Source organism: Natrinema sp. LJW11 (genome assembly GCF_056135975.1).
In genome coordinates this window covers 48,015-72,625 of record NZ_JBWBDM010000015.1, presented here as the reverse complement: position 1 = coordinate 72,625, position 24,611 = coordinate 48,015, and the positions used below count along the sequence as shown (strand labels likewise).

The window sequence follows — 24,611 nt, the reverse complement described above, 5'->3', positions numbered from 1 at the left end:
TGGTAGTCCATCGCGGGGACCGCACAGTGGTAGATGAACACGCCGGGGTACTCCGCGCGGAACTCGATCTGGGTCGGGTCGTCGTCGGGGGCGATGCTCGTCGCGTCGGCACCGCCGCCGGGGCCGTAGACTGCGTGGAAGTCGACGTTGTGCATCGCCGTGTTCACGTCTTCGGGGACGTCGAAGGTGAGATTGACCGTGTCACCCTGACGGACGCGAACCATCGGCCCCGGAACCTGTCCTCCGAACGTCATGTAGTCGAAGGTGACGCCGGGTTCGATTTCGGCGGTGACCTTCTGCGTTCGGAGCGTCACGTCGTGCGTGCGGGACTCGGTCCAGTCGACCGGTGACGGAACGTCCGTCGGATCCCGCGCGATCCGATCGACGTCGACCGATTTCGCCGCCGCCAACCCCCCCTCTTCGCCGCCGTTTTTGTCGCTGTTTGCTTCGGTGCCCGATTCGTCACCGCCGAGGCAGCCGGCGACTGCGACCGCTCCGGCTGCGCCCATCCCCTGAAGGAACCGTCGTCGGTGAGTGTTGCGTTGGGTCATCGTCTTACATCTGAAGAGAGGGGAGACAACCGTTCAATAGCGGCGACGATTCCCGAGAATCGGTAATAGAATTGTCACTTCCCGCTATACTGTGGGTTGTTATATACCCCGCAGACGACTCACGGCGGGAGCGGGTGAGGACGTGGCGTTCGCAGGCAGTTAGCCGCCGATCACGAGCGTCTCGAGGACGATCGCGAGGAGGATCGCCCCGAGGTAGTAGTTCGAGACGTAGAACGAGCGGAGCGCGACCTCGTCGGTCGGGCGGCGGTACTGGCGGATCACCGACCGCAGGAAGACGGCTCCGAGCGAGACGGACGCGATCGCGTAGACCCAGCCGAGGCCCGCCGACCAGCCGAGGACGCTCGCGGCCAGCAGCGTCGCACCCAGATAGAGCGCGATGTGTCGACGCGCGGCGAGCACGCCCTCAGTGACGGGAAACATCGGGAAACCACCGCGCGCGTAATCGTCGCGATAAGCGATCGCGAGGCTGTAGAAGTGCGCCGGCGTCCACAGGAAGATCACGGCTGCGAGGGCGATCGCCGGCGGTCCGACGGTACCCGTGACGGCCGCCCAGCCGATGATCGCGGGAAGCGCACCCGCGCCGCCACCGAGAACCGTATTCCAGACGGTGTTGGGCTTCAGCACGACCGTGTAGAGGGCGGCGTAGTAGCCGATCGCGGCGAGCGTCAGCGCCGCGGCCAGCGCGTTGACCCGCGCGACGAGAACGGCCATCGATGCGCTCGTGAGGACGATACCGAACGCGAGGGCGTTCCGCGCCGGAACGAGATCGTGGACCAGCGGCCGGTCGGCCGTCCGGTTCATCCGTCGATCGCGGTCGCGCTCGTACACGTGATTGAACGTCCCGCTCGCGCCGATCGCGAGGACGCCGCCGGCGAGCGTCGCGACCGCGACCGACGGCTCGAGCGGCGTCCCGGTCAGCGTCGCCAGCCCCATCCCGGCCAGTGCGACGAGACAGAGCAACCACATCAGCCGCGGTTTGGTGAGCGTCAGATACGCGCCGGCCGTTCGCCGGAGGCGTGCGATCCGGCCGCTCGGGCCGTCGGCCCCGATCGCGATCCCCTCGTCTCCACCGGCAGTGACATCGCTCGTTTCCCCACCGGGATGCGCTGGCTCGACGGCGTCTGGCCGTTCCGATCGGTCGCGGGCACCGTCCTCGAGGGTCCGAACGAGCGCGACGAGGAGGCAGGCGAAGATGACCATCGCGAGGACGAGGTGAAGGCCGGACGCCGCGGCGGGGCCGACGACGACGAGCGCGGCACCGAGAGCGACCTGAATCGGAAAGAGGACGATCGCACAGCCGACGAGCCGGGTCACGCGGCGCCCGACGGCGACCTGTCGGGCGGCGAGTCCGGACGCGACGAGGAGGAGGCCGGTCACGAGGGCCGCCGCGCGGTGGCCCCAGAACAGGAGGCGGTCGCCGGAGAGCGAGCCGAGCGACGAGTCGGTCGCACAGCCCGGCCAGGTGGTACAGGACGTCGCGCCGCCGGTCGCCGAGACGGCAGTCCCGAGCGCGACGAGGACGTATGCCGCGATCGTCGTCGCTGCGAGCAGGTCCGCGAATCGCCGTCGGGTGTGTTCGTCGAGCATGTCGTGTCGTGATCGTCGTTCGATCCACTGCGGGCGCTCCGCGGCGGAGTCGTAGTCGTCGGTGCGTTCTCCGGCCGTCTCGGTCGGGCTTACTCGAGCCAGATGACTGTCACGACGTCGTCGTCCCGTTCGACCGTCTCGGACGCGTAGCCGCGATCGTCGAGTTTCGGAAACAGGAACTGGGGAACGCGGTCGTTTCGCTGGACCAGAACCGTCTCCGCGGGGAGTTCGGCGAGCGTCTCGAGGGTCCGTTTCAGCGGCTCCGGGGGACCGAGCGAACGAACGTCGATCGTCTCCCGCGGTCGGTCGGACGGTGCGTTCGTGCGGTCGACGATGGCTGCTGTCGTGGGCATGGCGGTGTGGTAGTGATCTCTCGGGCGAATGCGATCGGTCAGGCCTCCAGTTTCGGGAATCGGGCGACGAACTCGTCGGGGGCGCGTTGCTCGACCTCGTAGCCGTCGACGTCGAAGCTCTCGACTTCTGCTTGGAACTCGTAGAACAGCGGCTTGGGCTCGTGGTCGTTCACGATCGTGAGGGTCTCGCCCGGCTCGAGGGCCTCGAACTCGTCATGGATGGTCGGATGGCGGTTCACCGGTTGAACGTCTCTGACGTCGAGTCGCGTCATGTACTGGTGCATCGGAACGGCTGCCGCATGGCAATTCGTGCGAACACGTTCGGGATGGCCGACCGATCGCGAATCGCCGCGACGTCTCACACGGCCGACGATGCGACTCGGACGGTGCTACGCGCGTTCGATACGGACGTGCCAGACGTCGCCCTCGCGTCGCTCGCTCTCGTGAGCGAACCCGCGGTCGTCGAGTTCCTCGTAGAGCGGCACCGGTTCGAACGGCGCGATCAGGCGCAGTTGATCGCCGCGTTCGAGCGATTCGAGTGCGGTGACGATATCCTCGAACGGCGGTCCGTCGATCTCTCGGACGTCGAGCGTTCGACCCGCGGCTTCGGGTTCCATCGGTTCGTCGTTCGAACCGAGACGGATTGGACGTTCGTCCGAACGTGTTCGCAGGGATCGATCTTCCCACAACTCGGGAATTCACCGAACATATTCGTCACCGCCGGTATATAGCTCCGAACGGAACACGTTCGTATGGCCCACGCAACCCTCACGCTCACGATGCCCGAGTCGATCTGGATTCAGCAGGTTTCGACGGACTTCCCCGAGTCGAGCTTTCGGGTCCTGGCGGCCGTCCCCGGCTCCGACACCGGCTTCGCCCTCGTCAGAATCGCCGGTTCCGCGGTGCCGGACGTGGTCGAAGCCATGGAGGAGCACCCGCAGATCACCGAACTCACGCTCGCCCAGTGGAGCGACGACGAGGCGACGGTCCACTTCGAGACGACCGCCCCCCTCTTGCTGTTCTCCGCTCGAGAGTCCGGAATGCCGATCGAACTGCCGGTCGAAATCCAGGACGGCGAGGCGACGATCGACGTCACCGGTTCCCGGGAGCGACTGGCCGAACTCGCCGAACAGCTCGAGAACTTCGGCCTCCAGTACCGGATCGAGCACGTCCGCGAGCGGCTCCACGAGAGCCAACTCCTCTCGGACCGCCAGCTCGAGGTGATCGTCGCCGCCGTCGAAGCGGGCTACTACGACACCCCGCGACGCAGTTCACTGACGGAGCTGGCCGACCGCCTCGATATCGCCAAATCCACGTGTAGCGAGACGCTCCACCGGGCGGAAGAAGCGATCATCAAGCGGTTCGTCGAAGATATCCCGAGCGTCTCCGACGGAGAAGAACCGCTCGAAGAAACGGCCGCAAGTACGTGATTCGAATTCCTAACGCTGCGCTCTGGTTTGGGACTCTTCTCAGTCGTCCTCGTCGTTAGAGTGGCGATCCGACGACGATCGACGGCCGAATGTCGCGGTTCCGGGAATCGATTCGAGTGTGCGGCTCGTCTTCGCGCTGGATCCCCGGCCTCGAACTGCGTCACGCGGTGGAAATGGATCACGTCGTGACACGTCGAAACTTCTGTCACGGTGCCCTTCCTCTCGGGTGGGCCCGAGAGCCGTTTACGCAATTTTGACTTATATGTGCGAACATGATCGGTTCGATTCTCACGGCGTGGAAATCGGCTCACTCCTTCATGCGAGTACGGTTATGAGACGAGGAATGAGGATCCACAAATGAACGATTTGAAGTGCATGCCGTCGAGTACTCTCGGCATGACACCAGTGTCATATACAGAGGTGTTCTGATCTAATGAGCACGGACGATGAATCATTCCACCCCCTCGGAGACGAGTGGGAAGGCGAACTCGAGACGATGCTCGACGATACCGAGTACGACAGCCAACTCGGTATGGACATGGCCCGCGATGCGATGCGGGTCACCAAGGGCGAACTCTCCGAAGCCGACTTCCACGAGAAGTATCACGAGGACGTGATGGAAGAGTTCGGCGAGGACGAGCGCCCGACCAAGGAAGCCTACGAGGCGGCCCAGGAGGAGGCGAAGGGCACGTTCTCCCGAATGGCCGACAAGTTCGACGGCGACGGCGATGAAACCCGTCGCGAGACGATGAAGAAGATGGGCGTCGGCGCGGCGGCCGTCGGACTCGGCGCGTTCGGCACCGTCAGCGACGGTCCCGAGCACAGCGTGGCCGAAGGCCCGCGCCAGGAGACCACCGAGGAGCGCGACACCCAGTGGGGGATGACGATCGACCTCGAGCGGTGTGACGGCTGTCTCTCCTGTATGACCGCCTGTACCGAGGAGAACGACCTCGACCAGGGCGTCAACTGGATGTACGTCATGGCCTGGGAGGACGAGACCCACCACGGCCAAGAGGAGGGCTCCGAGTACGACGTCTACACCGACTTCAACATGGGGAGCGACTTCAACATGCTCGTGCGACCGTGCCAGCACTGCACGGACGCTCCCTGCGAGAAGGTCTGCCCGACGACGGCGCGTCACACGCGTGACAAGGACGGACTGGTTCTCACCGACTACGACGTCTGTATCGGCTGCCGGTACTGTCAGGTCGCCTGTCCCTACGGCGTCAACTACTTCCAGTGGGACGAACCCGACGTGGCCTACGAGGACATCGACGGCCTCGAGGATCCCGACAACCCCGATCAGATCACGCACGCCGAGTACGACCACGGCGAGCGCTGGGTCGACAGTCGCGCACCTCGCGGGACGATGAGCAAGTGTACGATGTGTCCGTCCATGCAGGACGGCAAACAGGGAGAAGAGAAGGTCGGCACGACCGCCTGCGAGTCGGCCTGTCCGCCGGACGCGATCCAGTTCGGCAACGTCAAAGACGAGAAGAGCGACCCCTATCAGCACCGCGAGCATCCGGTCAAGAGTCGCGCGATCGTTCACCTGACCAACAGCACTGACAGCAGTAAATCCGCACCGTCGGCTGACCAGATCGACAGCGCCCTCAGCGAGGGCGACGACCTCGAGACCGCGATCGAGAATATCGAGGGGCTCACCGTGGACATCCTCGCGATCATGAAGTCGATCGAGATGGTCAGCGAGGGCACCGAGCCCGGCGACGAGGAGAACAACTCCATCCTCTCGGCCGAACAGGATATCCTCTCCGCAGTCGAGGCTTTCCAGCAGTACGTCGACCTCGACACCGAAGAGGCGTACTCCGAACTGGGACTCGGCGACGGCAGCGAACAGCAGGCCCGGTTCCGACTCGAGCAGTACACGGGCGACCCGAGTTCGTTCCAACTGCTCGAGGACATCGGAACGAACCCGAACATCACCTACCTCGGCCAACAGCCCGGTCCGGAGGCCCATCAGGTCGACGGGCCGACCGCATACGAGGACGTTGACCTGCTCGACAAGCGCCAGGAGGACCTCGACGAAGGCACGGTCGGGCGCATTGACGGGGTGTCCTTATGAGCACGAAGGAGCCAACGGAAGCGGACATCCTTCGTCCGATCAACACGCTCACGACGAAATATTTCATCCTGTACGGCGTCGCTGCACTGGGTCTCGTCGCGTTCCTCGTGGCCTGGGCCTACCAGCTCCAACAGGGCCTGATCGTCACCGGCCTCGGCGACTGGGGGAGCGGTGGCGGCTCGACCTGGGGACTGTACATCGGCGCGTTCATCTGGTGGGTCGGTGTCGCTCACGGCGGTATCATCCTCTCTGCCGCCGTCCGCCTGCTCAATATGGACCGGTATATGCCGGTCGCTCGACTCGCGGAGATGACGACGATCGGCGGCCTCTCGGCCGCCGGCTTCTACATCCTGGTCCACATGGGGCGTCCGGACCGGATGGTGACGAGCGTCATCGGTCACTACCACATCACGGTCAACAACTCGCCGCTCGTGTGGGACGTGACCGTCATCACGGCCTACTTCGTGCTGTCCGCGACCTATCTCGGGCTGACGTTGCGCTACGACGTCAACCGCCTGCGTGACGATCTGCCGGACAAGTTCGAACCGGTCTACAAGATACTGACCCTCGGCTACAGCGAGAAGGAAGACAAGGTCATCGATCGGATGGTCTGGTGGCTCGCCGCCGCAGTCATCATCATGGCCCCCCTCTTGCTCCACGGCGGCGTGATTCCGTGGCTGTTCGCACTCCTTCCGGCCATGCCCGGCTGGACCGGTGCGATTCAGGGGCCGATGTTCCTCAGTATCGCACTGATGTCGGCGATCAGCGGCATCATGATCATCTCCTACGCGTTCCGCCGAGCCTACGACTGGGACCACATCATCACCGACGACATCTTCCGCGGATTGCTCCTGTGGCTCGGATTCTTCACCCTGTTGTTCCTCTGGTTCCAGCTCCAGACGATCATCAACGGCGTCTTCCTCGGACCGACCAACAAGGCGGTCGCGATCGAGGCGAAGATCGGTCACCCGGTCTACCAGGTCGCGATGACGATGATCTTCGGCACGCTCGTCTACATCTTCCTGCAGGGGATCCGTCCGGCCCTGTTCAGTAAGAAGCGAGCCCTCATCGCCAGCGGGATCATCCTCGCCGGGACCCTGACCGAGAAGATCCTGTTCGTCGTCGAAGGATTCCTGCACCCGACGTTCGATATCTACGCAAACACGCCCGGGACCTACTTCCCGAGCCTGATCGAGTGGCTCTCGCTCGTCGGAACGACTGCGCTGGTTGCACTTTTATTCCTCAACCTCTCGAAGCTCGTTCCAGTGGTCGAACTCCACGCGGTCGAACACCTGCGCGGCGACCACGCACATGACGAAGCGACCGAATCCGAGGTGGAAGCATGAACACAGCACTGACAGCGATCCCGTCGGAACTCCTGTACCACGGCTACGACGGCACCGCCGGCTTCACCGGCTTCGCCAACGAAGGGACCTGGATCATCTTCGCGGTCATCCTGGTTCCGGTCTACATCATGCTCGCGGCGTGGTTCCTCGGTGAACCCCGCGACACGAAGACCGGACTGCTCGGCGTGAGCTACCTCGTCGGCCTGACGACGTCGATGTGGGTCGGGATGTTCGTCCTGACCGTTCTGATCGGCGTCGTCTTCTACGGCGGCCCGCCGGAGCCGATCAGCGGCGTCGGTCCGCCGTAACCGTCGGCCGTCACACGACGAACACCGATTTATTTTTCGCGACCGTCAACCCGTAAGCGGTGCCGTTCGGCAGCGATTCGGTTCCGAACCATCACACGTATCCCGTTCCACACCCTTTCTCCGACTAACACAACCACTATGAGCATAACAGAACACGAACTCGAGATCAAACTCGAGGAGGTCGAAGATCCGGATATCGGCGAAGACATCGTCTCGCTCGGACTGATCAACGAGGTCGTGATCGACGACGAGACGGCCCGCATTTCGCTCGCGTTCAACGCGCCGTACGCTCCCTCCGAGATGTCGATCGGGAATCAGATCCGCGACATCATCGAGGAAGCGGGCCTCGAGCCCGACCTGCGGGCCCACGTCGGCGAGGAACACGGCTTCGACGACGAAGTCCTCCCGAAAGTGCGCAACGTGATCGCCGTCTCCTCCGGCAAAGGCGGCGTCGGCAAGACGACGGTCGCGGCCAACCTCGCGGCCGGACTCGAGAAACGCGGTGCGATGGTCGGCCTGCTCGACGCCGACATTCACGGGCCGAACGTCCCGCAGATCCTCCCGCCCGAGAGCGACCCCGGCGTCACGCCCAACGAGGAGATCGTCCCGCCACGCTCGGACGGCGTCCGCGTCATCAGCATGGGCATGATGATGGAAGACGACGACGACCCCGCAATTCTGCGCGGACCGATGGTCAACAAGTTCATGATGAAGTTCCTCGAGGGCGTCGAGTGGGGCCGACTCGATTACCTCATCGTCGACCTCCCGCCGGGGACCGGCGACGCGACGCTGAACCTGCTCCAGTCGATGCCGGTGACCGGGTCGGTCGTCGTCACGACGCCTCAGGAGATGGCGTTAGACGACACCCGAAAGGGGATTCAGATGTTCAACAAACACGACACGCCGGTGTTCGGCGTCGTCGAGAACATGAGCTCGTTTATCTGTCCGTCCTGTGGCGACCAGCACGGGCTGTTCGGGACCGGCGGTGCGGACACCATCGTCGACAAGTACGACGTTCCGCTGCTGGGCAAGATCCCGATCCACCCCGACTTCGGGGCCGACGGCAGCGAGGGCGCACTCGTCAAGGACGACGACAGCGAGGTCCAACAGCACCTCGAGGATCTCGTCGGCGAGGTCGCCGATCGGATCGGCGAGGCCAACCGCCGCACGGTCTCGGAAACCATCACGCAGGAACCGGCGAACAAGCTACCGACCGAGACGGAGGACTGAGCGCGCACCGTCGCGCTCACCTCACCCGTCACGGCTCACCGTTCTTTCCGAACCGTTCTCCATTTCCCCTGCCGTTATGATGTCGTCCGTCGAATCGAAACAGGATGCTCGATACGTACGCCGATTCGATCGACGACCTCGAGCCCGCCGACGGCGAGGTCGACAGTACGGAACTGATCGTCAGCGACGACGTCCTCGTGAAGGCCTTTGCCCTCGGACCGGGCGCGGAACTCGAGGCCCACGAGCACGCCGACAGCACGAACGTCTTTCACGTGCTCGAGGGGACGGTAACCGTCGTTCGTGACGATGAGCGCGAGGAAATCGACGCGCCCGGGGTCGTCCACCACGAGCGCGGTGTCGACCACGGTGCGGAAAACGAGACCGACGAGACGGTGATCTTCACCGCGAGCCTCTGTCCGATGCCGTCCTGAGAGGCCAGTAACGCCGTCAGTCGGAGCCTGGCCGCGTTTCCGCCTCCGCGAGCAGTGAGACGATGTACTTCCCGACGTGATCGTCCATCCGGCGTTTGTAGCCGGCCTGCCGGGCGAGTCGATCGAGTTCGCGGGCGACGAGGCTGCCGTACTGGACCGCCTTCTTGTCCCTCCCGGCGACCTCGACCGGCAGGTGACGGGCCGCGACTCGTCTGAAACCGCGCTTGCGCTCGTCCGCGTCGGCCAGTAGCTCGTCCGGCAGTCGGAGCGCCGCTTCGACCACGGCGTCGTGGAGGAAGGGCGCGACCGGCTCGAGGCCCGTCGCCTCGATCGTCAGCACGTCCCGCGGCAGCTGGTCCGGGAGGGTTCGAATTTGCTCGCGGACGGCTCCGCGAACGGTCTCTGCCTCCACCCGGTGGTCGAGTCGCACGACCTTCTCGTAGCCGCCGAACAGTTCGTCGGCTCCCTGGCCGACGACGAGCGCGTCGAACCCGTCCGCGGCGACGCGCTCGCCGACCAGATAGAGCGGAAGCGCGATCTGGACGTCCATCGCGTTCGTGCGACCGGTCGCTCGAGCCACTTCGGGAACGGCGCGCTCGAGGTCGGCCGGCTCGAGGTCGACGACGGTGAGGTCGCACCCCATCGCGTCGGCGGCCGTCCGCGCGGCCGCGACGTCGTGGCTGTCGGGGAAGCCGACGACGTACAGCGGCGCGTCGAGTAGTTCGGCGACCAGCGCCGAGTCGACGCCGCCGGAGAAGGCGACGGCGATATCTCGATCGTCACGTCGGACGGCGTCGGTCGCCGTTCGAATCGCGCGCTCGAGGTCGTCGATCGCGGCTTCGTGGGTCGATGCGGGGGCCGGATCGGGAAGCGCCCAGCGAGATTCGGCGTCGGGAACGGGATCGTCCACGGCTGCGACCGCACCAGCTGGAAAGAGAACTGGGTCTTCGAGCGCGGTCGGCTCGAACGCCCAGGATGCTCGCGCGCGCGAGTGACCCGATTCCGGTTCGACGAACAGCGGAACTCTCCCGAGTACGTCTCGAACGAGTCGGCTGTCGATTTTCCCGGCGAAGCCGGCCGTTCCCGGGAGCGGGTCGCCGCGCTCGAGCGCGGCGCGAACGATCGGCGGTTCGGCACCGCGAAGCGTCGTGTCGGTCATCGGATGAGATTGAAAACGCGACCCACTCGTCGCGTGACGCCGCCGGCGAACTGTCGAACGCTGATCCGCCACGGCGTCCGCTTCCCCTCGACGCTCGTCCGCCCCGCCGCGATCGCCTCGAGGATCGCGTCTGCGGAGCGGTCGTCGGCGTCGACGCGGGTGATCGCCTGCCCGACCATCTCGCTGATGTGCGCGTCGCTCCCGGCGGTCATCGGGAGGTTTCTGGACCTGGCGTAGCGTTCGGCCTGCCGGTTCGCCCGACCGGTGAACAGCCGGGAGTTGTAGACCTCGATCGCGTCGCCGAGGGCGAGCTGTTCGCGGGAGATCCGCGCCATCACGCCGTGGCGCGACTCCTGGAACGGGTGGGGGATCACGGCCAGTCCGCCCTGGTCGTGGATCGCCTCGAGCGTCGATTCGAAGGAGAGCCCCGGTGGAACCGCTTCCTCGAGGCCGAGTCCGAGGACGTGACCCGCCTTGCTCGAGATCTCCATCCCCGGAATGCCCACGAGGCCGTAGTCGGGGGCCTGCTCGGCGGCCTCGAGGCTCGCATCGATCTCGTCGTGGTCCGTCACCGCGATCGCGTCGAGACCGACGGCCTCGGCCTGCTCCAAAATGAGCTCGACCGGGTCGCGGCCGTCGTAGGACAACGACGAATGCGTGTGAAGTTCGACCGACAGCACGGGCGGACGTTTAGCGGGGCTGATGAAAAACGACTCGGTCCGCAACTCCCGACGCCGCCTCTCGCCCGAATATATCCACGTTCGTGCGTATAGAAACCCATTTATCGGCCGACTTTCACCACCTAGATGAATGAGTCTTGCCGATTCGGACCGCGAACTCGTCGTCTCCGAGCTGGGACGGGAACCGACTCGAGCGGAGGCGGCGCTGTTCGAGAACCTCTGGAGCGAGCACTGTGCGTACCGCTCCTCGCGACCGTTGTTGTCGGCGTTCGACAGCGAGGGCGAGCAGGTCGTAATCGGACCGGGTGACGACGCGGCGGTCGTCGCGCTCCCCGACAGCGAAAGCGGAGACGGAACCGGGAGCACGTACATCACGCTGGGAATCGAGAGTCACAACCACCCGTCCTACGTGGACCCGGTCGACGGCGCGGCGACGGGCGTCGGCGGCATCGTCCGGGACACGCTCTCGATGGGCGCGTATCCGATCGCGCTCGCGGACTCGCTGTACTTCGGCGAGTTCGACGACGACCACTCGCAGTACCTCTTCGAGGGCGTCGTCGAGGGGATCAGCCACTACGGCAACTGTATCGGCGTCCCGACGGTCGCCGGCAGCGTCGACTTCCACCCCGACTACGAGGGGAATCCGCTGGTCAACGTGGCCTGCGTCGGGCTGACGAACGAGGAGCGCCTCGTCACCGCCGAAGCCCAGGAGCCGGGCAACGAGCTCGTCCTCGTCGGCAACGCCACCGGCCGCGACGGGCTCGGCGGCGCGAGCTTCGCCAGCGAGGACCTCGCCGAAGACGCCGAGACGGCGGATCGACCCGCGGTGCAAGTCGGCGATCCGTACGCCGAAAAGCTGCTCATCGAAGCCAACGAGCAACTCGTCGACGAGGACCTGATCGAGTCCGCACGCGACCTCGGCGCCGCCGGCCTCGGCGGGGCCTCGAGCGAGATGGTCGCCAAGGCCGATCTCGGCGCGCGCATCGAACTCGAGCGGGTCCACCAGCGCGAGCCGAACATGTCGGCGTTGGAGATCCTGCTCGCCGAGTCCCAGGAGCGGATGTGTTACGAGGTCGAGTCGGAGAACGTCGGCCGCGTGCGCGAGATCGTCGAGCGGTTCGATCTGGGCTGTTCGGTCATCGGCGAGGTCACCGACGGAAACTACACGTGTCTTTTCGAGGGAGAAACGGTCGTCGACGTTAACGCCTACTTCCTCGGCGAGGGCGCGCCGATGAACGACCTCGCGACCGAGGAACTCGAGGAGCCGGCGACGGACCTACCCGACGTGGACCTCGAGACGGCCTTCGACGCGGTCGTCTCGAGTCCGAACACCGCCTCGAAGCGGTGGGTCTACCGGCAGTACGACCACGAGGTCGGCGTGCGCACGAGCGTCGGACCGGGCGACGACGCGGCGATCGTCGCGGTGCGAGAAGCAAAGCAGGGACTCGCGCTCTCGTCCGGTGCCGCGCCGAACTGGACCGACGTCGCGCCCTACGAGGGAGCGCGGGCGGTCGCGCTCGAGAACGCGACGAACATCGCGGCGAAGGGCGCGACGCCGCTGGCCGCGGTGGACTGTCTCAACGGCGGCAACCCGGAGAAGCCGGACGTCTACGGCGGCTTCACCGGCATCGTCGACGGCCTCGCGGAGATGTGCGAGACGCTGTCGACGCCGGTCGTCGGCGGGAACGTCTCGCTGTACAACGACTCCGTCGCGGGGCCGATTCCGCCGACGCCGACGCTGGCGATGGTCGGTTCCAAGGACGGGTACGACGCGCCGCCGCTGTCGGTCGAGTCCGACGGGACGCTGGTGCTCGTCGGCGATCTCGGCCTCGAGCGAGACGAGCCCCGCCTCGGCGGCTCCGAGTACCTCGCGCGCTTCGACGGCAGCGATCGGTTCCCCGCGCTGCCCGACGATCCCGCGAGCGTCGTCGAGACGCTGGCGGCGGTCGCGAACGACGACTCGACGCTGGCCGTTCACGACGTGAGCCACGGCGGCCTCGCCGTCGCGCTCGCCGAAATGGTGGGCGACGACGCCGGACTCGAGGTGTCGATCCCGGCGGCGGATCCCGCGGGCGCGCTGTTCCACGAACAGCCGGGCCGCGCGCTGATCCAGACCGAGTCGGTCGCGGCCGTCCGCGAGGCGTTCGACGATGTCGCCCCGGTCGTCGAACTCGGGACGGCGACCGACGACGGTCGGCTCGCGATCGATCTCGGCGATCGAGCGCTCGAGACCGACGCGGCCGCGATCCGCGAGCGACGCGCGACGATCGAACGCGAACTCGAGTGACGGGACGATCGGGAGCCCTCGAACCGGTTCGACGGTTTTTTCGCCGTATTGTCCGGTATATTGATATACGACCGGGCCGATTCGTCCAACGAACCGACAGACCGGAGAAAGTTCGATGCCCACAGACACTCCGTCCGTCCTGATCGTCGAAGACGAGCCCGACCTCGCGAATCTCTACGCCGCGTGGCTCGAGGGCGACTACGACGTCGAGACGGCCTACGACGGCAACGAAGCGCTCGAGTCGATCAACAGCGCGATCGACGTCGTTCTCCTCGATCGTCGGATGCCCGGTCTCTCGGGCGATACCGTCCTCGAGACCATTCGAGAGCAGTCACTCGAGTGCCGGGTCGCGATGGTGACGGCGGTCGAACCCGATTTCGACATCGTCGAGCTCGGGTTCGACGATTACCTCGTCAAACCCGTCGCGAAGGACGAACTGGTCGATATCATCGACCAGTTGCTCCTCCGAGCGGCCCACGACGAGCAACTCCAGGAGTTCTTCGCACTCGCTTCCAAGAAGGCGCTGCTGGACGACCAGAAGACCGAGTCCGAACGCCGGTCGAGCCAGGAGTACGCCGAACTCGAGGACCGGATGGCCGTCCTTCGCGTCCGGGTCAACGACACGATGCAGGAACTCTTAGAACAGAACAGCTATCGAGAGCTCTGTCAGGACATGACGCGCGAATCAGTTTTTCAGGAGTAGCGGGGATCGAGACGGCGTAGTGAGCCCGGGTCCATCGACCGACGAACCGAAGCGCCCGTCCACGCGGAACGGTCTCAACGGTGAACCGGCCGAGCGCAGATTCGGCCACCGTCTCACCCCTCAACCCGGACTCGAACCCCCGGATCGGGTACTCGAGTCGTCATTCGAGCGTCGTGATGTCTCGAATTTCGATCCGCGTGCCGCCGTTCTGGCCGTTAGTGACGGCACACTCCCAGTCGTGGGCTTCGGCGATGGCCCGGACGAGCGCGAGGCCGAGCCCGTCGACTGCGGTGTCGTCGTCGGCGGTCGGATCGAGGACGCGTTCGTGTGCGTTCGGCGGAATCTCCGCGGCGTCGTCGAGCACGAAGAAGCCGCGACTACCGCCGTTCTCGAATCCGGCCAGCCCGATCTGGATCGTCACGTCGCCGTCGGCCCGCGCGGCCGCGCTGTCGAACGCCGTCTCGAGCAGGTGGACGAACCGATCGGGGTCCGCCCGGAGCGTGGCCGGGGCGTCGACGACGAGCGCGTCCGCCTCGAGGCGGGACTCTCCGACGGCGTCGTCGATCGCCGACTCGAGGTCGAGCCGGGTACGAGTGCCGATGGCCGTGGCGTTGCGGGCGAACTCTCGAACGTCGTCGACGAGGCGCTCGGCCCGGTCGAGGGTCGTTTCGACGGTGTCCTCCGCAAGGGGGAACTCCCACTCGTCGGCACCGTCGTGTTCGAGCGCGTCGGCGACGGCCTCGAGCTGGCGCTGCAGGTCGTTCGAGAGGACGTCGGCGACGGCTTCGAGACGCTCGGTCTGGCGCTCGAGTTCGGCCGTGCGGTCCCTGAGGGTCCGTTCCCGATCGGCTCGATCGAGGGCGGCCCGCGTGTTTTCGACCAGCGTCGAAATGAGGTCGACGTCGCTCTCATCGAACCGATGGGGCTCGAGCGAGCCGGTCATGAGCACGCCGTGGGTTCCGATCGGCGCGATGATCTCCGAGCGCAGCGGCGTCTCGGGGTTGTAGATGTCGTCGACGGTCTCGAGGTCGTCGAACAGTTCGACGCCGCCGGCCTCGAAGACGTCCCAGACGAGCCCCTCTCCGGGATTGAACCGGGGGAGGCCGCCGAACTCGTCGTGCGCGCCGGCGGTGCCGGCGACCGGCTCGAGGTAGCCCTGCTCCTCCTCGAGCAGCCAGATGCCGCTGATAGGGAGATCGAGCAGGTCGCTGCCGGAGTGGACGGCGATCGCGCAGATCTCCTCGGGGTCGTCGGACTCGAGGAGCCACCGGGTGACCTCGTGTAACGACGTGACGACGCGATCGTACTCGTATTGGTCGGTAACGTCCCGGACGACGACGGCGACGGTCGCCCTGTTGTCCTCGACGGGGACGAACCGGAACTCGCCCATTCGGTCGGTGCCGTCCGGTCCGACGTAGGAGAGTTCTAGCTGGCGGCGGCCGGCGTTGCCGACGTCGACGTCGGCGATCGCCCGGCCGATCTCGACGGCGCGTTCGTCGTCGATCCCCGCCAGTTCGGTCAGGGTCTCGACGTGCTCGCCGAGGAGTTGCGATCGCTCGATGCCGAGGACCGACTCGGTCGCGCCGTTGGCGGTGACGATCTCGCGGTCGCGATCGAGCGTGACGACGGCGTCCCGGATCGCCTCGACGACCGCGGCGTGCTGGGCCAGCGTCGTCTCCTGGGCTTTCCGCTCGCTGACGTCGCGCATGTACACCGAGAGACCGGTCTCGGAGGGATACGCTCTGGCCTCGAACCACGTCTCGAGGGGCGTGTGATAGATTTCGAACGAGACCGGCACCTGCTCGTCCATCGCGCGGTGGAAGCCGTCCGGGAACTGGGTCTCGACGGTCTGGGGAAACTCGTCCCACATGACCCGGCCGATCAGCTCCGCGCGCGAGCGTTTCAGCAGCGTTTCGGCTCGCTCGTTGAGATAGGTGAACCGAAAGCCGGTATCGAGGGCGAAGAAGGCGTCGGTAACTCGGTCGACGATCGGAACGGATCGCATCGTCACGGCTCTCCACCCCCGCCCCACGGGGGAGTCGTCTTCCCCGTTCGCTCGAGGCAATCGCCCCTCGCAGCCGTTTGCATCATCGACGGACAGTCGGTGCATAGTTCGTCCAACCCCTATTTCAGTGTCGTGGCCGAGCTGGGCTGTGGGACTTACTAACACGGTTTCGGCGTATTCACCACGACACGGTCGATGTTGTCGCGGTAGCGGGACGCTCCGTTCGCTCTCTCTTCGCAGTAGCTGTTCCGTTCACGCGTCCAGTGTGGGGTGCGTACGGGAGAACGCTGTCTCCGGAAGCGAACGAAACGGACCCAGTCACCGTCTCTCGGTGGTGTTTCACGTTCCGTCCGTTCAAACGGCGGCACGTCCCCGCGTATGGTCCGATTTCGATCGTTTGCGTGACGGTACACTCGAGTTGCACCCCGTCGATCCGGCGCGCAGGTCGTTTCGGTGCCGTTCGCCGAACGACCCCGCCATCGCCGCTGTTGCGGTCGGTTTCCGCGTGTTGTCGCCGCATTACAAATGGCCGATCCCTCGAGTGGACGACCACGTTGGTCGAGTTCACCGTCGCATCGGTCGGTCACGCATCTCCCGTCGCCCCAATCGACTATGAATAGGGAAGACCACATCGTCAGCGGCTTCAAGGCAACGCTCGCCGCGCGCGGCGTCTACATGCTCTCGAGCGCGTTGCTGATGTTCGTTCTGGCGCGGTACCTGCTCGAGCCGAACGGCTACGGCGCGCTCTACTGGGCCATCGGCGTGTTGGCGATCATCCAGCTGTTCGCGGACCTCGGCCTCAGCCGATCGGTCGCACGGTACATCTCCGAATACCGCGAGGCGGATCCGGGCCAGATCCCCCACCTGCTCAGGTCAACGATTACGGTCAAGCTCGTCCTGATCGCGTTCATCTCCTACGCCCTGTTGCTCTTTCACGAACAGATCGCGGTCGGGCTCGGCGAACCGAACGCGGCCCCGTTTCTCGCCGCGGGCGTGATCTATCTCGGCGTCTTTTCCTTTAGCGCGTTCTCGCGGGTGGCGTTACAGGGCTTTAACCACCTCGGCTACAGCGCGCTCGTGCAGGCGATCAGCGGCGCTGCCCGACTCGTCTTCGTCGTCGCGTTCGTCCTCGCCGGATTCGGTGCGCTCGGCGCGTTCTTCGGGTACATCGTCGGCTACGCCATCGCCGCCGTCATCGGGATGGGAATCCTCTACTACGGGTTCTACGTCCGATACGACGCCGCGGACGAGTACGAGGACGGTCTCTCCCGGCGCCTCATCGAGTACAGCGTTCCCCTGACGGCGACGCAGAGCGCGAACGTCATCGACAAGCAGATCGACATCGTGCTGGTGGGGGCTTTCATCAATCCGGCCGCGGTCGCGTTTTACACCCTCGCGAAGCAGATCACCGAGTTCGTGCTCGCGCCCGCGGCGTCGCTGGGATTCACCATCTCGCCGAACTTCGGCGAACAGAAGGCGGCCGGCGAACTCGAGGAGGCCAGACGGATTTACGAGACCTCGTTAACGAACATTTTGTTGCTCTACATTCCGGCAGCGGTCGGCCTCACGATCGTCGCGGGGCCGCTCTTGACGATGGTGTTCGGGGCCGAGTACGCCGGCGCGATTCCCGTCTTGCAGGTGCTCGCCGGATTCGTCGTGCTACAGGCGATCACGAACCTGACCAGCGATAGCCTGGACTATCTGGGTCGCGCTCGCGCTCGAGCGGTCGCGAAGGGCGCGACGGCGCTGGCCAATCTCGGGCTGAACATCGCGTTGATTCCGGTGATCGGCGTCGTCGGGGCGGCGGTCGCGACGGTGGCGACCCACTCGGTGTACGTCGCGGTCAACCTCTATATCGTTCACACCGAGCTCGGCCTGCACGTGTGGCGGCTCGCGCGGACGACTGGGATGGTCTGTGCGATTACGGGCGTCATGGCGGTCGCCGTCTTGCTCGTGACGCCGCTGGTCTCGAACCTGCTCATGTTGTTCGGGGCGATCGCTCTCGGTGCCGTCACCTGGGCCGTACTGGCCGTGCTGAGCGGACTGGTCGATCCGGGACAGGTTCGGTCGGTCATCGGATGACATCGGTTCGAACCGTCCGAACGTTCGTCAGCCGATTCCGCGATCATTGAACGAACTATCAACGCTTATCCGAGCGTTCGGTGTCTAGGTAGTATGGCTGTTGCCGATCCCGTGACCGTCGGGGTACTGAGTCTTCATACGAGCAAGGAAACCAAGGCGATTCTGAACGCCGTCGAGGATCTCGGACACGACACCGAGTGGCTTCGCACCGAGAACACGTCGGTCAGCGTCACCGACGGGAGTCCCACGCTCGAGCCGGCGGTGGACGTCATCGCGAACAGAGTGCTTCTGTCGAACACCGAACAGCCCGCCGAGGAACTCGGGCTGGTAAACGCGTTCTCGCAACTGGTCCCGACGCTCAATACGCCGATGGCGGTGATGACGGCGATTCACAAGCTCTCGACGGCGACCGCGCTCGCGTCGAACGACGTGCGGACGCCGGACGTGACCCTCGCGCTGAGCGGCGAGCAGTTGAACGCTGCGCGGGACCGCTACGGCGAGGAGGCCGTCTACAAGACCGCCATCGGCACCCACGGCGGTGGGACGTGGAAGGTCGGCCCCGACGACCCGATCAACGCCAAGGTCGGTAACCGGTACGCCTTCCTGCAGGAACTCGTCGATCAGGAGGACGTTCGCCACCGCGACCTGCGCGTCTACGTCGTCGGCGGCGAAGTCGTGGCCGCGATGTATCGCTACGCGCCGGACAACGACTGGCGAACCAACGTCGCCCTCGGCGGCTCCGTCGAGGACGCGACCGACGACCTCCCCGACGAGGCACGCGAGATGGCCCAGCGCGCGTCGGATATCGTCGGCCTCGACTACGCCGGCGTCGACCTCGTCGAGGGCGACGAGGGCTGGTTCGTCCTCGAGGTCAACCCGACGGCGGGATTCAAGGGGCTCTACGAGGCGACGCAGGTCAGCCCGGCGCCCTACATCGCGAAACTGGCGATCGAACGGGCGGGCGGCGAAGTCGACGACGATCGGGTGCGAGACATCTCGAACGTCCTCGACGACTCCCGACCGGCGGCCCAGCCCCCGGATGTGAGAGGACAGGACACGGAACCCGCGGTTATCGGGTACACTGAGGAAGTCATTCTTTCGGGAACCAGCGGGTCGAAGACGGTTCTCGCCAAGTCCGACACCGGTGCCACGCGGACGAGCATCGACACCGGTCTCGCCGCCGATATCGGTGCCGGCCCGATCAAGTCCATCACCCGCATTCGGTCCGGCAGCAGCAAACAGTCCAAGAGCCGCCCCGTCGTCGACGTGGTCGTCGGCGTCGGCGGCAACCAGCACACCGTCACGGCCAGCGTCGAAGACCGTAGCCACATGGACTACCCCGTCTTGCTCGGCCGGGACATCCTCGGAAACTATCAGGTCGACGTCAGTCGCCGGATCGACAGCGATGCGGCCGATACTCCCGAAGAAGAGGAGTGAACGGCTGAGACGCATTCGACCGCCGCCCGAACGGAGACCGAAAATCGCCTTTCGATTCCAAAAGTTATCCTGGTGGACACGTCCGTCGAGATCGCGTTCGGCCCGCTTAGTCCGGCACTGTCCGGTCGGGCGGTAGCACGGTGACCGATGGGATTCCCGTACGCCGACTCGGTGATTACGAGGGATCTCCCACCGAGACCGAACGGGACCGAGAGTCGCTGGCGGCCTGTTCCACCGAGCTCCGGCCGGTTGAAGCGGCCGTATTGAATACGCGGCGCGCATCCGCTGTCGAGGGGATTTTTTAATTATGAAAAATATGTTTTCCCACACCGAAGAGTTACCCACCCGAGTAGCAAATCTTAATAGGAGAAAATAGCAATTGTACACTGATGAGTAAGTCAAATCAAGACTGGTGGCCGAACCGGTTGAACGTGGATCTCCTCGATCAGAACGTCCCCACGTCCAGCCCGATGGACGAGGACTTCGACTACGCCGAGGAGTTCCAGAAACTCGACCTCGAAGAGGTGAAGGCGGACCTCACGGACCTGATGACGTCGTCACAGGAGTGGTGGCCGGCCGACTACGGCCACTACGGGCCGCTGTTCATTCGGATGGCGTGGCACAGCGCCGGCACGTACCGGACCAGCGACGGCCGCGGCGGCGCCTCGGGCGGTCGACAGCGCTTCGCGCCGCTCAACAGCTGGCCCGACAACGCGAATCTCGACAAGGCGCGCCGCGTACTCTGGCCCGTCAAGCAGAAGTACGGCCGCAAGCTCTCGTGGTCCGACCTGATCGTCCTGGCCGGGAACGTCGCCCTCGAGTCGATGGGATTCGAGACGTTCGGCTTCGCCGGCGGGCGCGAGGACGAGTACAAGCCCGACGACGCCGTCGATTGGGGGCCCGAGGACGAGTGGGAAGCCTCCGACCGCTTCGACGAGAACGGCGAACTCACGGGGAACCTCGCCGCCACCGTGATGGGGCTCATTTACGTGAATCCGGAGGGCCCCGACAGCGATCCTGATCCGGAGAAATCCGCGGAACGGATTCGAGAGTCGTTCGGTCTGATGGCGATGACCGACGAGGAGACGGCCGCGCTCATCGCCGGCGGACACACCTTCGGGAAGGTCCACGGCGCTTCCGATCCCGACGAGCACATGGGCCCCGAACCCGAAGCGGCCCCGATCGACCAGCAGGGTCTCGGCTGGGAGAGCAGCCACGGCTCCGGCAAGGGAGCCGACACGATCACCAGCGGGATCGAGGGCCCGTGGAACTCAACGCCGACGCAGTGGGACATGGGCTATATCAGCAACCTGCTCGAGCACGAGTGGGAGCCGGAGAAGGGGCCCGGCGGTGCCTGGCAGTGGACCACGAAGAGCGGCGAGCTCAACGCCGCCGCGCCCGGTGCCGAGGACCCGGACGAGAAGGAAGACGTGATGATGCTGACGACGGACGTCGCCCTCAAGCGCGATCCCGATTATCGGGAGATCCTCGAGCGCTTCCAGGAGAACCCGGAGGAGTTCCGCGAGGCGTTCGCGAGGGCGTGGTACAAGCTGATCCACCGCGACATGGGTCCGAAAGAGCGGTTCCTCGGCCCCGAGGTGCCGGACGAGACGATGATCTGGCAGGACCCCATCCCCGACGCCGACTACGACCTGATCGGCGACGAGGAGATCGCCGAGCTCGAAGCGGAGATCCTCGCGTCGGATCTCTCGATCTCCCAGCTCGTCAAGACCGCCTGGGCGTCCGCGTCGACGTACCGCGACAGCGACAAGCGCGGCGGTGCCAACGGGGCTCGCATCCGTCTGGAACCCCAGCAGAGCTGGGAAGTGAACGAGCCCGACCAGCTCGAGACGGTGCTGTCGACCTACGAGACGATTCAGGAGGAGTTCAACGGCTCGCGATCCGACGACGTGCGGGTCTCGCTGGCCGACCTGATCGTGCTGGGCGGCAACGCAGCCGTCGAGCGGGCCGCGGCCGAGGCCGGCTACGACGTCGAGGTTCCGTTCGAACCGGGCCGCACCGACGCGACGCAGGAACAGACCGACGTCGAGTCCTTCGAGGCGCTCAAACCCCCCGCCGACGGCTTCCGGAACTACTACAGCGACGAGGCCGACCAGTCCCAGGAGGAGCTGCTGATCGACAAGGCGGATCTCCTCGACCTGACGGCACCCGAGATGACGGTGCTGGTCGGCGGTATGCGCGCGCTGAACGCGACCTACCAGGATTCCGAGCTGGGCGTCCTCACCGACCGGCCGGAGACGCTGACCAACGACTTCTTCGTGAACCTGCTCGACATGGACTACGAGTGGGAAGCGTCCGACGACTCCCAGGACATCATGGGCTGGGAAGCGCCCACCGACGACTCCGACGACGGCGAGGTCTTCGAGCTGATCGACCGCGAGACGGGCGAGCTCGAGTGGACGGCCACCCGCGCGGATCTCGTCTTCGGGTCGAACTCACGGCTTCGAGCCATCGCGGACGTCTACGCGTCCGACGACGCGGAGGAGAAGTTCGTCCGTGACTTCGTGGCCGCGTGGAGCAAAGTGATGACGCACGATCGCTTCGACCTCGAGTAATCGAGCGGTCGTGACGACGCGGATCGACTAGCTAGTCGCCCCGTTCGTTGGGACGACACGCCGCCCGATCGGGACGCTTCCCGGTCCGTTTCTCGCGTTACTCGCTCCGGATGACGACCTCGTCGTCCGTAATCTCCAGTATCTGCGAGGACTCGACCGGGTAGTCGTCGTCGCCGTGGCCGCCCCAGTCCATGCGGGCTTTGAGCCGATCCGTCAGCCCGGGCTCCGGATCGACGTACGCCGTCTGTCCCTCGACTTCGGCGACCATCCCGATCTGCTGGCCCGACTCGTCGACGACGTCTTTCCCCTGATCGCCGTGGGAGAGTTCGACCGCCGACGACTCCGTCATTTCGTCCGTCGTTCCCATCTCGGCCTCGGCTCCGGTATCCGCCGTCGTCTCGTCCATCGTTCCGGCGGTTCCGGTTTCCATCTCGGCGGTCCCCGTGGACTCGTACTCGTCGACGTCGATGATCTCTCCCTCGAGCACCTCGCTGGTGAGCACCTCGGACTCGATCAGTTCGGTGTCCTCGAGCATGTACCGCATTCGCAGTCGCTCGGTGACCTCCTCTTCGATCGTTCGGCGCTCGAGGAGTTCGCTCCGGACGGCGTCTCCCTCGGTCCGCTGGCTCTGGATGACCTCCTGTTGGACCACGTCGTCGGGCGTCACGCTCGAACGGACGACGTCGCTCTCGAGGATGGATCGTTGGACGCTCTCGAGTTCGATGTCCGTCCGGATATCGTCTCGCTCTACCTCCTCCTCTTGCTCGATATCGACGTCGACGACCTCGCTCTCGACGATGTAGCGCTCGATCTCCTCGATGGTGTCCATGTGCGTTTCGTCGACGGTCACCTCGATCATGTCGTCGGAGACGAACTCGGTCTCGACGATGTCGCGGCTCACCAGTTCGGAGTCGACGACCTCCCGCTCGACCAGATCCGTGTCGATCACCTCGCTCTCGATCGTGTCGCGTTCGACGATCTCCCGCTCGACGACTTGCGTCTCGACGATCTCCGTCGTCACGGTCTCGCCGCGTCGCAGCGAGTCCTCGAGTTCGTCCCGGCCGAGATCGGCGCGTTCGAACGCGTGTTCGCGCTCGACGACCTCGAAGAAGCCCATCTCCTCGCCGGTCGGCTCCGCCTCGTGGTAGACGAAGACGAGGTCCTCGTCGTCGAAGCGCTGCTCGAACTCGTCCCAGGTGTACTCCTCGTGGTGGTCGCCCATCTCGTCGCGCCGGGCGAAGGAGTGGCCGTGATCCTCGCCGTCCTGAACCCTGACCGGAACGGCGTCGCGCGCCTCGGCCCACTCTCTGATGCGCTCGGGATCGGTGGTCATACGCCGTTGCTCGGCTTCGCCGGTCTCCGTCGAGGATGTATCGTTCGCCATCTCCCGTTACACTGCGACCGATCCGTACTTCAGTCAACGGGGCCATCCCGTCGGATCAGTGTCCCGTTTCTCGAGCCCCCTCGTTCGGCCGGCAGTGGCCGGGTCGTAATCCGCTGTTGTCCGTCCTGGCGGTGACTGTTTCACGACCCCGAGACGTGTGTAGGACGAACTTACCGCTCGCGATAGTCGGGGCAGGATCCGAACTCTTTCGACTACGCTTCGTCTCCACGCGGCGATAGCCGACGGCACGCCCTGGAACCGGGACGTGAGGGCCGATTGAGTCGGGACGGATTCCGTCAGATCGGAGATCGGTCGGGTTCAGTCGGATTCGTATTCGGCCCAGATGTACCGCGTGGCGACGCTGCGATACGGCCGCCACGGCTCGGCGATTTCGCGCATCTCCGCGCGGGTCAGCTCCTCGCCGTCGCCGTAGAGCTGCTCGATCCCGCGGCGGACGGCGAGATCGCCGAGGGGAAGCACGTCCCGGCGCTCGAGGACGAACAGGAGGTACATGCGGGCGGTCCACGCGCCGATCCCCTTGATATCGGTGAGCAGATCGACGACCTCGTCGTCGGAGTGCGAGGCGAGTCCCGCTCGCGTGTAATCGTTCTCCTGAAAGGCGCGGGCGGCGTTTTGCACGTACTCGACCTTGCTCCGGGAGAGACCCGCATCCCGGAGGGCCGTCTCGTCCGCGGCCAGGACGGACGCCGGCGTCACGTCGCCCTCGAGGAGGTCGAACACGCGCTCGCGGACGGCCGCCGCGCTCGCGGTCGAGAGCTGCTGGTTGATGATCGAGATACAGAGCCGCTCGTACTCGGTCCAGTCCGGTTCGGCGTAGGGGTCGTGCCGGTCGAGGAGCCCCGCCATAACGGGGTCCTCGCGGAGAACGGCGTGTGCCTCTTCATTCATGCGCACGTGTCGATACGGGAGTACGGGACCGGGAACGCATAGGCGTCTC

The 24,611-nt window shown here is 65.4% G+C and carries 21 protein-coding genes; 11 read left to right on the top strand and 10 right to left on the bottom strand.

The window, feature by feature from the left end:
- The 5 genes from AC0QDI_RS25150 to AC0QDI_RS25130 all read right to left on the bottom strand — a co-directional run.
- Nucleotides 1-551 (bottom strand): multicopper oxidase domain-containing protein (locus tag AC0QDI_RS25150; RefSeq protein WP_474672838.1); only part of this gene is annotated, 551 nt, incomplete at its 3' end.
- A gap of 159 nt (nucleotides 552-710) precedes the next feature.
- On the bottom strand, nucleotides 711-2,159 hold the full coding sequence (cyoE, locus tag AC0QDI_RS25145; RefSeq protein ID WP_474672837.1) for a heme o synthase: 1,449 nt from the start codon (nucleotides 2,157-2,159) through the stop codon (nucleotides 711-713).
- Nucleotides 2,160-2,248: 89 nt separating this feature from the next.
- Complete coding sequence (locus AC0QDI_RS25140; protein ID WP_474672836.1) at nucleotides 2,249-2,512, bottom strand: DUF2249 domain-containing protein; 264 nt, start codon at nucleotides 2,510-2,512, stop codon at nucleotides 2,249-2,251.
- A 38-nt stretch (nucleotides 2,513-2,550) separates the two neighbouring features.
- Complete coding sequence (locus tag AC0QDI_RS25135; protein ID WP_474672835.1) at nucleotides 2,551-2,784, bottom strand: DUF2249 domain-containing protein; 234 nt, start codon at nucleotides 2,782-2,784, stop codon at nucleotides 2,551-2,553.
- 117 nt (nucleotides 2,785-2,901) lie between these two features.
- Nucleotides 2,902-3,129, bottom strand: a complete 228-nt coding sequence (locus AC0QDI_RS25130) for a DUF2249 domain-containing protein (RefSeq protein ID WP_474672834.1) — start codon at nucleotides 3,127-3,129, stop codon at nucleotides 2,902-2,904.
- Nucleotides 3,130-3,264: 135 nt separating this feature from the next.
- Here AC0QDI_RS25130 and AC0QDI_RS25125 point away from each other — a divergent pair, with 135 nt between their 5' ends.
- The 6 genes from AC0QDI_RS25125 (at nucleotide 3,265) to AC0QDI_RS25100 (ending at nucleotide 9,340) form a co-directional block, all read left to right on the top strand.
- Nucleotides 3,265-3,942 (top strand): helix-turn-helix domain-containing protein, encoded by a 678-nt coding sequence (locus AC0QDI_RS25125; protein WP_474672833.1) that lies wholly within the window; start codon nucleotides 3,265-3,267, stop codon nucleotides 3,940-3,942.
- 433 nt (nucleotides 3,943-4,375) lie between these two features.
- The gene (locus AC0QDI_RS25120; RefSeq protein WP_474672832.1) at nucleotides 4,376-6,025 is read left to right on the top strand and encodes a 4Fe-4S ferredoxin N-terminal domain-containing protein; all 1,650 of its coding nucleotides are present in this window, start codon (nucleotides 4,376-4,378) and stop codon (nucleotides 6,023-6,025) included.
- Entirely contained in the window at nucleotides 6,022-7,371 is a 1,350-nt protein-coding gene (gene nrfD, locus AC0QDI_RS25115) for an NrfD/PsrC family molybdoenzyme membrane anchor subunit (protein WP_474672831.1), read from the top strand. The genes AC0QDI_RS25120 and nrfD overlap by 4 nt, the downstream gene beginning before the upstream one ends.
- Nucleotides 7,368-7,679: a hypothetical protein gene (locus AC0QDI_RS25110; RefSeq protein ID WP_474672830.1), complete on the top strand. Its 312-nt coding sequence runs from the start codon at nucleotides 7,368-7,370 to the stop codon at nucleotides 7,677-7,679. The genes nrfD and AC0QDI_RS25110 overlap by 4 nt, the downstream gene beginning before the upstream one ends.
- A 138-nt stretch (nucleotides 7,680-7,817) precedes the next feature.
- Nucleotides 7,818-8,909 carry an Mrp/NBP35 family ATP-binding protein gene (locus AC0QDI_RS25105; protein ID WP_474672829.1) on the top strand — a complete coding sequence of 364 codons (1,092 nt, stop codon included), beginning with the start codon at nucleotides 7,818-7,820 and terminating at the stop codon, nucleotides 8,907-8,909.
- Between the two features lie 104 nt (nucleotides 8,910-9,013).
- The gene (locus AC0QDI_RS25100; RefSeq protein ID WP_474672828.1) at nucleotides 9,014-9,340 is read left to right on the top strand and encodes a cupin domain-containing protein; all 327 of its coding nucleotides are present in this window, start codon (nucleotides 9,014-9,016) and stop codon (nucleotides 9,338-9,340) included.
- 16 nt (nucleotides 9,341-9,356) lie between these two features.
- Here AC0QDI_RS25100 and AC0QDI_RS25095 read toward each other — a convergent pair whose 3' ends face one another.
- Complete coding sequence (locus AC0QDI_RS25095; RefSeq protein ID WP_474672827.1) at nucleotides 9,357-10,499, bottom strand: asparagine synthase C-terminal domain-containing protein; 1,143 nt, start codon at nucleotides 10,497-10,499, stop codon at nucleotides 9,357-9,359.
- A complete protein-coding gene (locus tag AC0QDI_RS25090; RefSeq protein ID WP_474672826.1) occupies nucleotides 10,496-11,179 on the bottom strand; it encodes a PHP domain-containing protein in 684 nt (227 codons plus the stop codon). Before AC0QDI_RS25090 ends, AC0QDI_RS25095 begins: the two co-directional genes overlap by 4 nt.
- Nucleotides 11,180-11,309: 130 nt before the next feature.
- On the opposite strand from AC0QDI_RS25090, the gene purL reads away from it, so the two are divergent.
- Nucleotides 11,310-13,466, top strand: coding sequence for a phosphoribosylformylglycinamidine synthase subunit PurL (gene purL, locus AC0QDI_RS25085; protein ID WP_474672825.1), 2,157 nt, complete (start codon nucleotides 11,310-11,312; stop codon nucleotides 13,464-13,466).
- 115 nt (nucleotides 13,467-13,581) lie between these two features.
- Complete coding sequence (locus AC0QDI_RS25080; protein WP_474672824.1) at nucleotides 13,582-14,169, top strand: response regulator transcription factor; 588 nt, start codon at nucleotides 13,582-13,584, stop codon at nucleotides 14,167-14,169.
- Between the two features lie 160 nt (nucleotides 14,170-14,329).
- Here AC0QDI_RS25080 and AC0QDI_RS25075 read toward each other — a convergent pair whose 3' ends face one another.
- Nucleotides 14,330-16,174 carry a PAS domain-containing sensor histidine kinase gene (locus AC0QDI_RS25075; protein WP_474672823.1) on the bottom strand — a complete coding sequence of 615 codons (1,845 nt, stop codon included), beginning with the start codon at nucleotides 16,172-16,174 and terminating at the stop codon, nucleotides 14,330-14,332.
- A gap of 612 nt (nucleotides 16,175-16,786) precedes the next feature.
- Between AC0QDI_RS25075 and AC0QDI_RS25070 the strand changes: the two genes are divergently transcribed.
- The 3 genes from AC0QDI_RS25070 (at nucleotide 16,787) to katG (ending at nucleotide 22,269) form a co-directional block, all read left to right on the top strand.
- Entirely contained in the window at nucleotides 16,787-18,256 is a 1,470-nt protein-coding gene (locus tag AC0QDI_RS25070) for an oligosaccharide flippase family protein (RefSeq protein ID WP_474672822.1), read from the top strand.
- A gap of 93 nt (nucleotides 18,257-18,349) precedes the next feature.
- Nucleotides 18,350-19,693 carry a RimK family alpha-L-glutamate ligase gene (locus tag AC0QDI_RS25065; protein WP_474672821.1) on the top strand — a complete coding sequence of 448 codons (1,344 nt, stop codon included), beginning with the start codon at nucleotides 18,350-18,352 and terminating at the stop codon, nucleotides 19,691-19,693.
- A 389-nt stretch (nucleotides 19,694-20,082) separates the two neighbouring features.
- Complete coding sequence (katG, locus tag AC0QDI_RS25060) at nucleotides 20,083-22,269, top strand: catalase/peroxidase HPI (protein ID WP_474672820.1); 2,187 nt, start codon at nucleotides 20,083-20,085, stop codon at nucleotides 22,267-22,269.
- A gap of 97 nt (nucleotides 22,270-22,366) precedes the next feature.
- On the opposite strand, the gene AC0QDI_RS25055 is transcribed toward katG, so the two are convergent.
- Nucleotides 22,367-23,653, bottom strand: coding sequence for a hypothetical protein (locus tag AC0QDI_RS25055; protein WP_474672819.1), 1,287 nt, complete (start codon nucleotides 23,651-23,653; stop codon nucleotides 22,367-22,369).
- A gap of 318 nt (nucleotides 23,654-23,971) precedes the next feature.
- Nucleotides 23,972-24,562: a DNA-3-methyladenine glycosylase family protein gene (locus AC0QDI_RS25050; RefSeq protein WP_474672818.1), complete on the bottom strand. Its 591-nt coding sequence runs from the start codon at nucleotides 24,560-24,562 to the stop codon at nucleotides 23,972-23,974.
- Between the last annotated feature and the right edge of the window lie 49 nt (nucleotides 24,563-24,611).

What these genes read in the sequence shown, in the direction of transcription:
- AC0QDI_RS25070 (WP_474672822.1), top strand. Translation starts at nt 16,787, where the DNA reads ATGAATAGGGAAGACCACATCGTCAGCGGCTTCAAGGCAACGCTCGCC.
- AC0QDI_RS25130 (WP_474672834.1), bottom strand. Translation starts at nt 3,129, where the DNA reads ATGGAACCCGAAGCCGCGGGTCGAACGCTCGACGTCCGAGAGATCGAC.
- AC0QDI_RS25095 (WP_474672827.1), bottom strand. Translation starts at nt 10,499, where the DNA reads ATGACCGACACGACGCTTCGCGGTGCCGAACCGCCGATCGTTCGCGCC.
- AC0QDI_RS25120 (WP_474672832.1), top strand. Translation starts at nt 4,376, where the DNA reads ATGAGCACGGACGATGAATCATTCCACCCCCTCGGAGACGAGTGGGAA.
- AC0QDI_RS25100 (WP_474672828.1), top strand. Translation starts at nt 9,014, where the DNA reads ATGCTCGATACGTACGCCGATTCGATCGACGACCTCGAGCCCGCCGAC.
- AC0QDI_RS25065 (WP_474672821.1), top strand. Translation starts at nt 18,350, where the DNA reads ATGGCTGTTGCCGATCCCGTGACCGTCGGGGTACTGAGTCTTCATACG.
- AC0QDI_RS25135 (WP_474672835.1), bottom strand. Translation starts at nt 2,784, where the DNA reads ATGACGCGACTCGACGTCAGAGACGTTCAACCGGTGAACCGCCATCCG.
- AC0QDI_RS25050 (WP_474672818.1), bottom strand. Translation starts at nt 24,562, where the DNA reads ATGAATGAAGAGGCACACGCCGTTCTCCGCGAGGACCCCGTTATGGCG.
- purL (WP_474672825.1), top strand. Translation starts at nt 11,310, where the DNA reads ATGAGTCTTGCCGATTCGGACCGCGAACTCGTCGTCTCCGAGCTGGGA.
- AC0QDI_RS25055 (WP_474672819.1), bottom strand. Translation starts at nt 23,653, where the DNA reads ATGGCGAACGATACATCCTCGACGGAGACCGGCGAAGCCGAGCAACGG.
- katG (WP_474672820.1), top strand. Translation starts at nt 20,083, where the DNA reads ATGAGTAAGTCAAATCAAGACTGGTGGCCGAACCGGTTGAACGTGGAT.
- AC0QDI_RS25080 (WP_474672824.1), top strand. Translation starts at nt 13,582, where the DNA reads ATGCCCACAGACACTCCGTCCGTCCTGATCGTCGAAGACGAGCCCGAC.
- AC0QDI_RS25125 (WP_474672833.1), top strand. Translation starts at nt 3,265, where the DNA reads ATGGCCCACGCAACCCTCACGCTCACGATGCCCGAGTCGATCTGGATT.
- AC0QDI_RS25110 (WP_474672830.1), top strand. Translation starts at nt 7,368, where the DNA reads ATGAACACAGCACTGACAGCGATCCCGTCGGAACTCCTGTACCACGGC.
- cyoE (WP_474672837.1), bottom strand. Translation starts at nt 2,159, where the DNA reads ATGCTCGACGAACACACCCGACGGCGATTCGCGGACCTGCTCGCAGCG.
- AC0QDI_RS25075 (WP_474672823.1), bottom strand. Translation starts at nt 16,174, where the DNA reads ATGCGATCCGTTCCGATCGTCGACCGAGTTACCGACGCCTTCTTCGCC.
- nrfD (WP_474672831.1), top strand. Translation starts at nt 6,022, where the DNA reads ATGAGCACGAAGGAGCCAACGGAAGCGGACATCCTTCGTCCGATCAAC.
- AC0QDI_RS25105 (WP_474672829.1), top strand. Translation starts at nt 7,818, where the DNA reads ATGAGCATAACAGAACACGAACTCGAGATCAAACTCGAGGAGGTCGAA.
- AC0QDI_RS25140 (WP_474672836.1), bottom strand. Translation starts at nt 2,512, where the DNA reads ATGCCCACGACAGCAGCCATCGTCGACCGCACGAACGCACCGTCCGAC.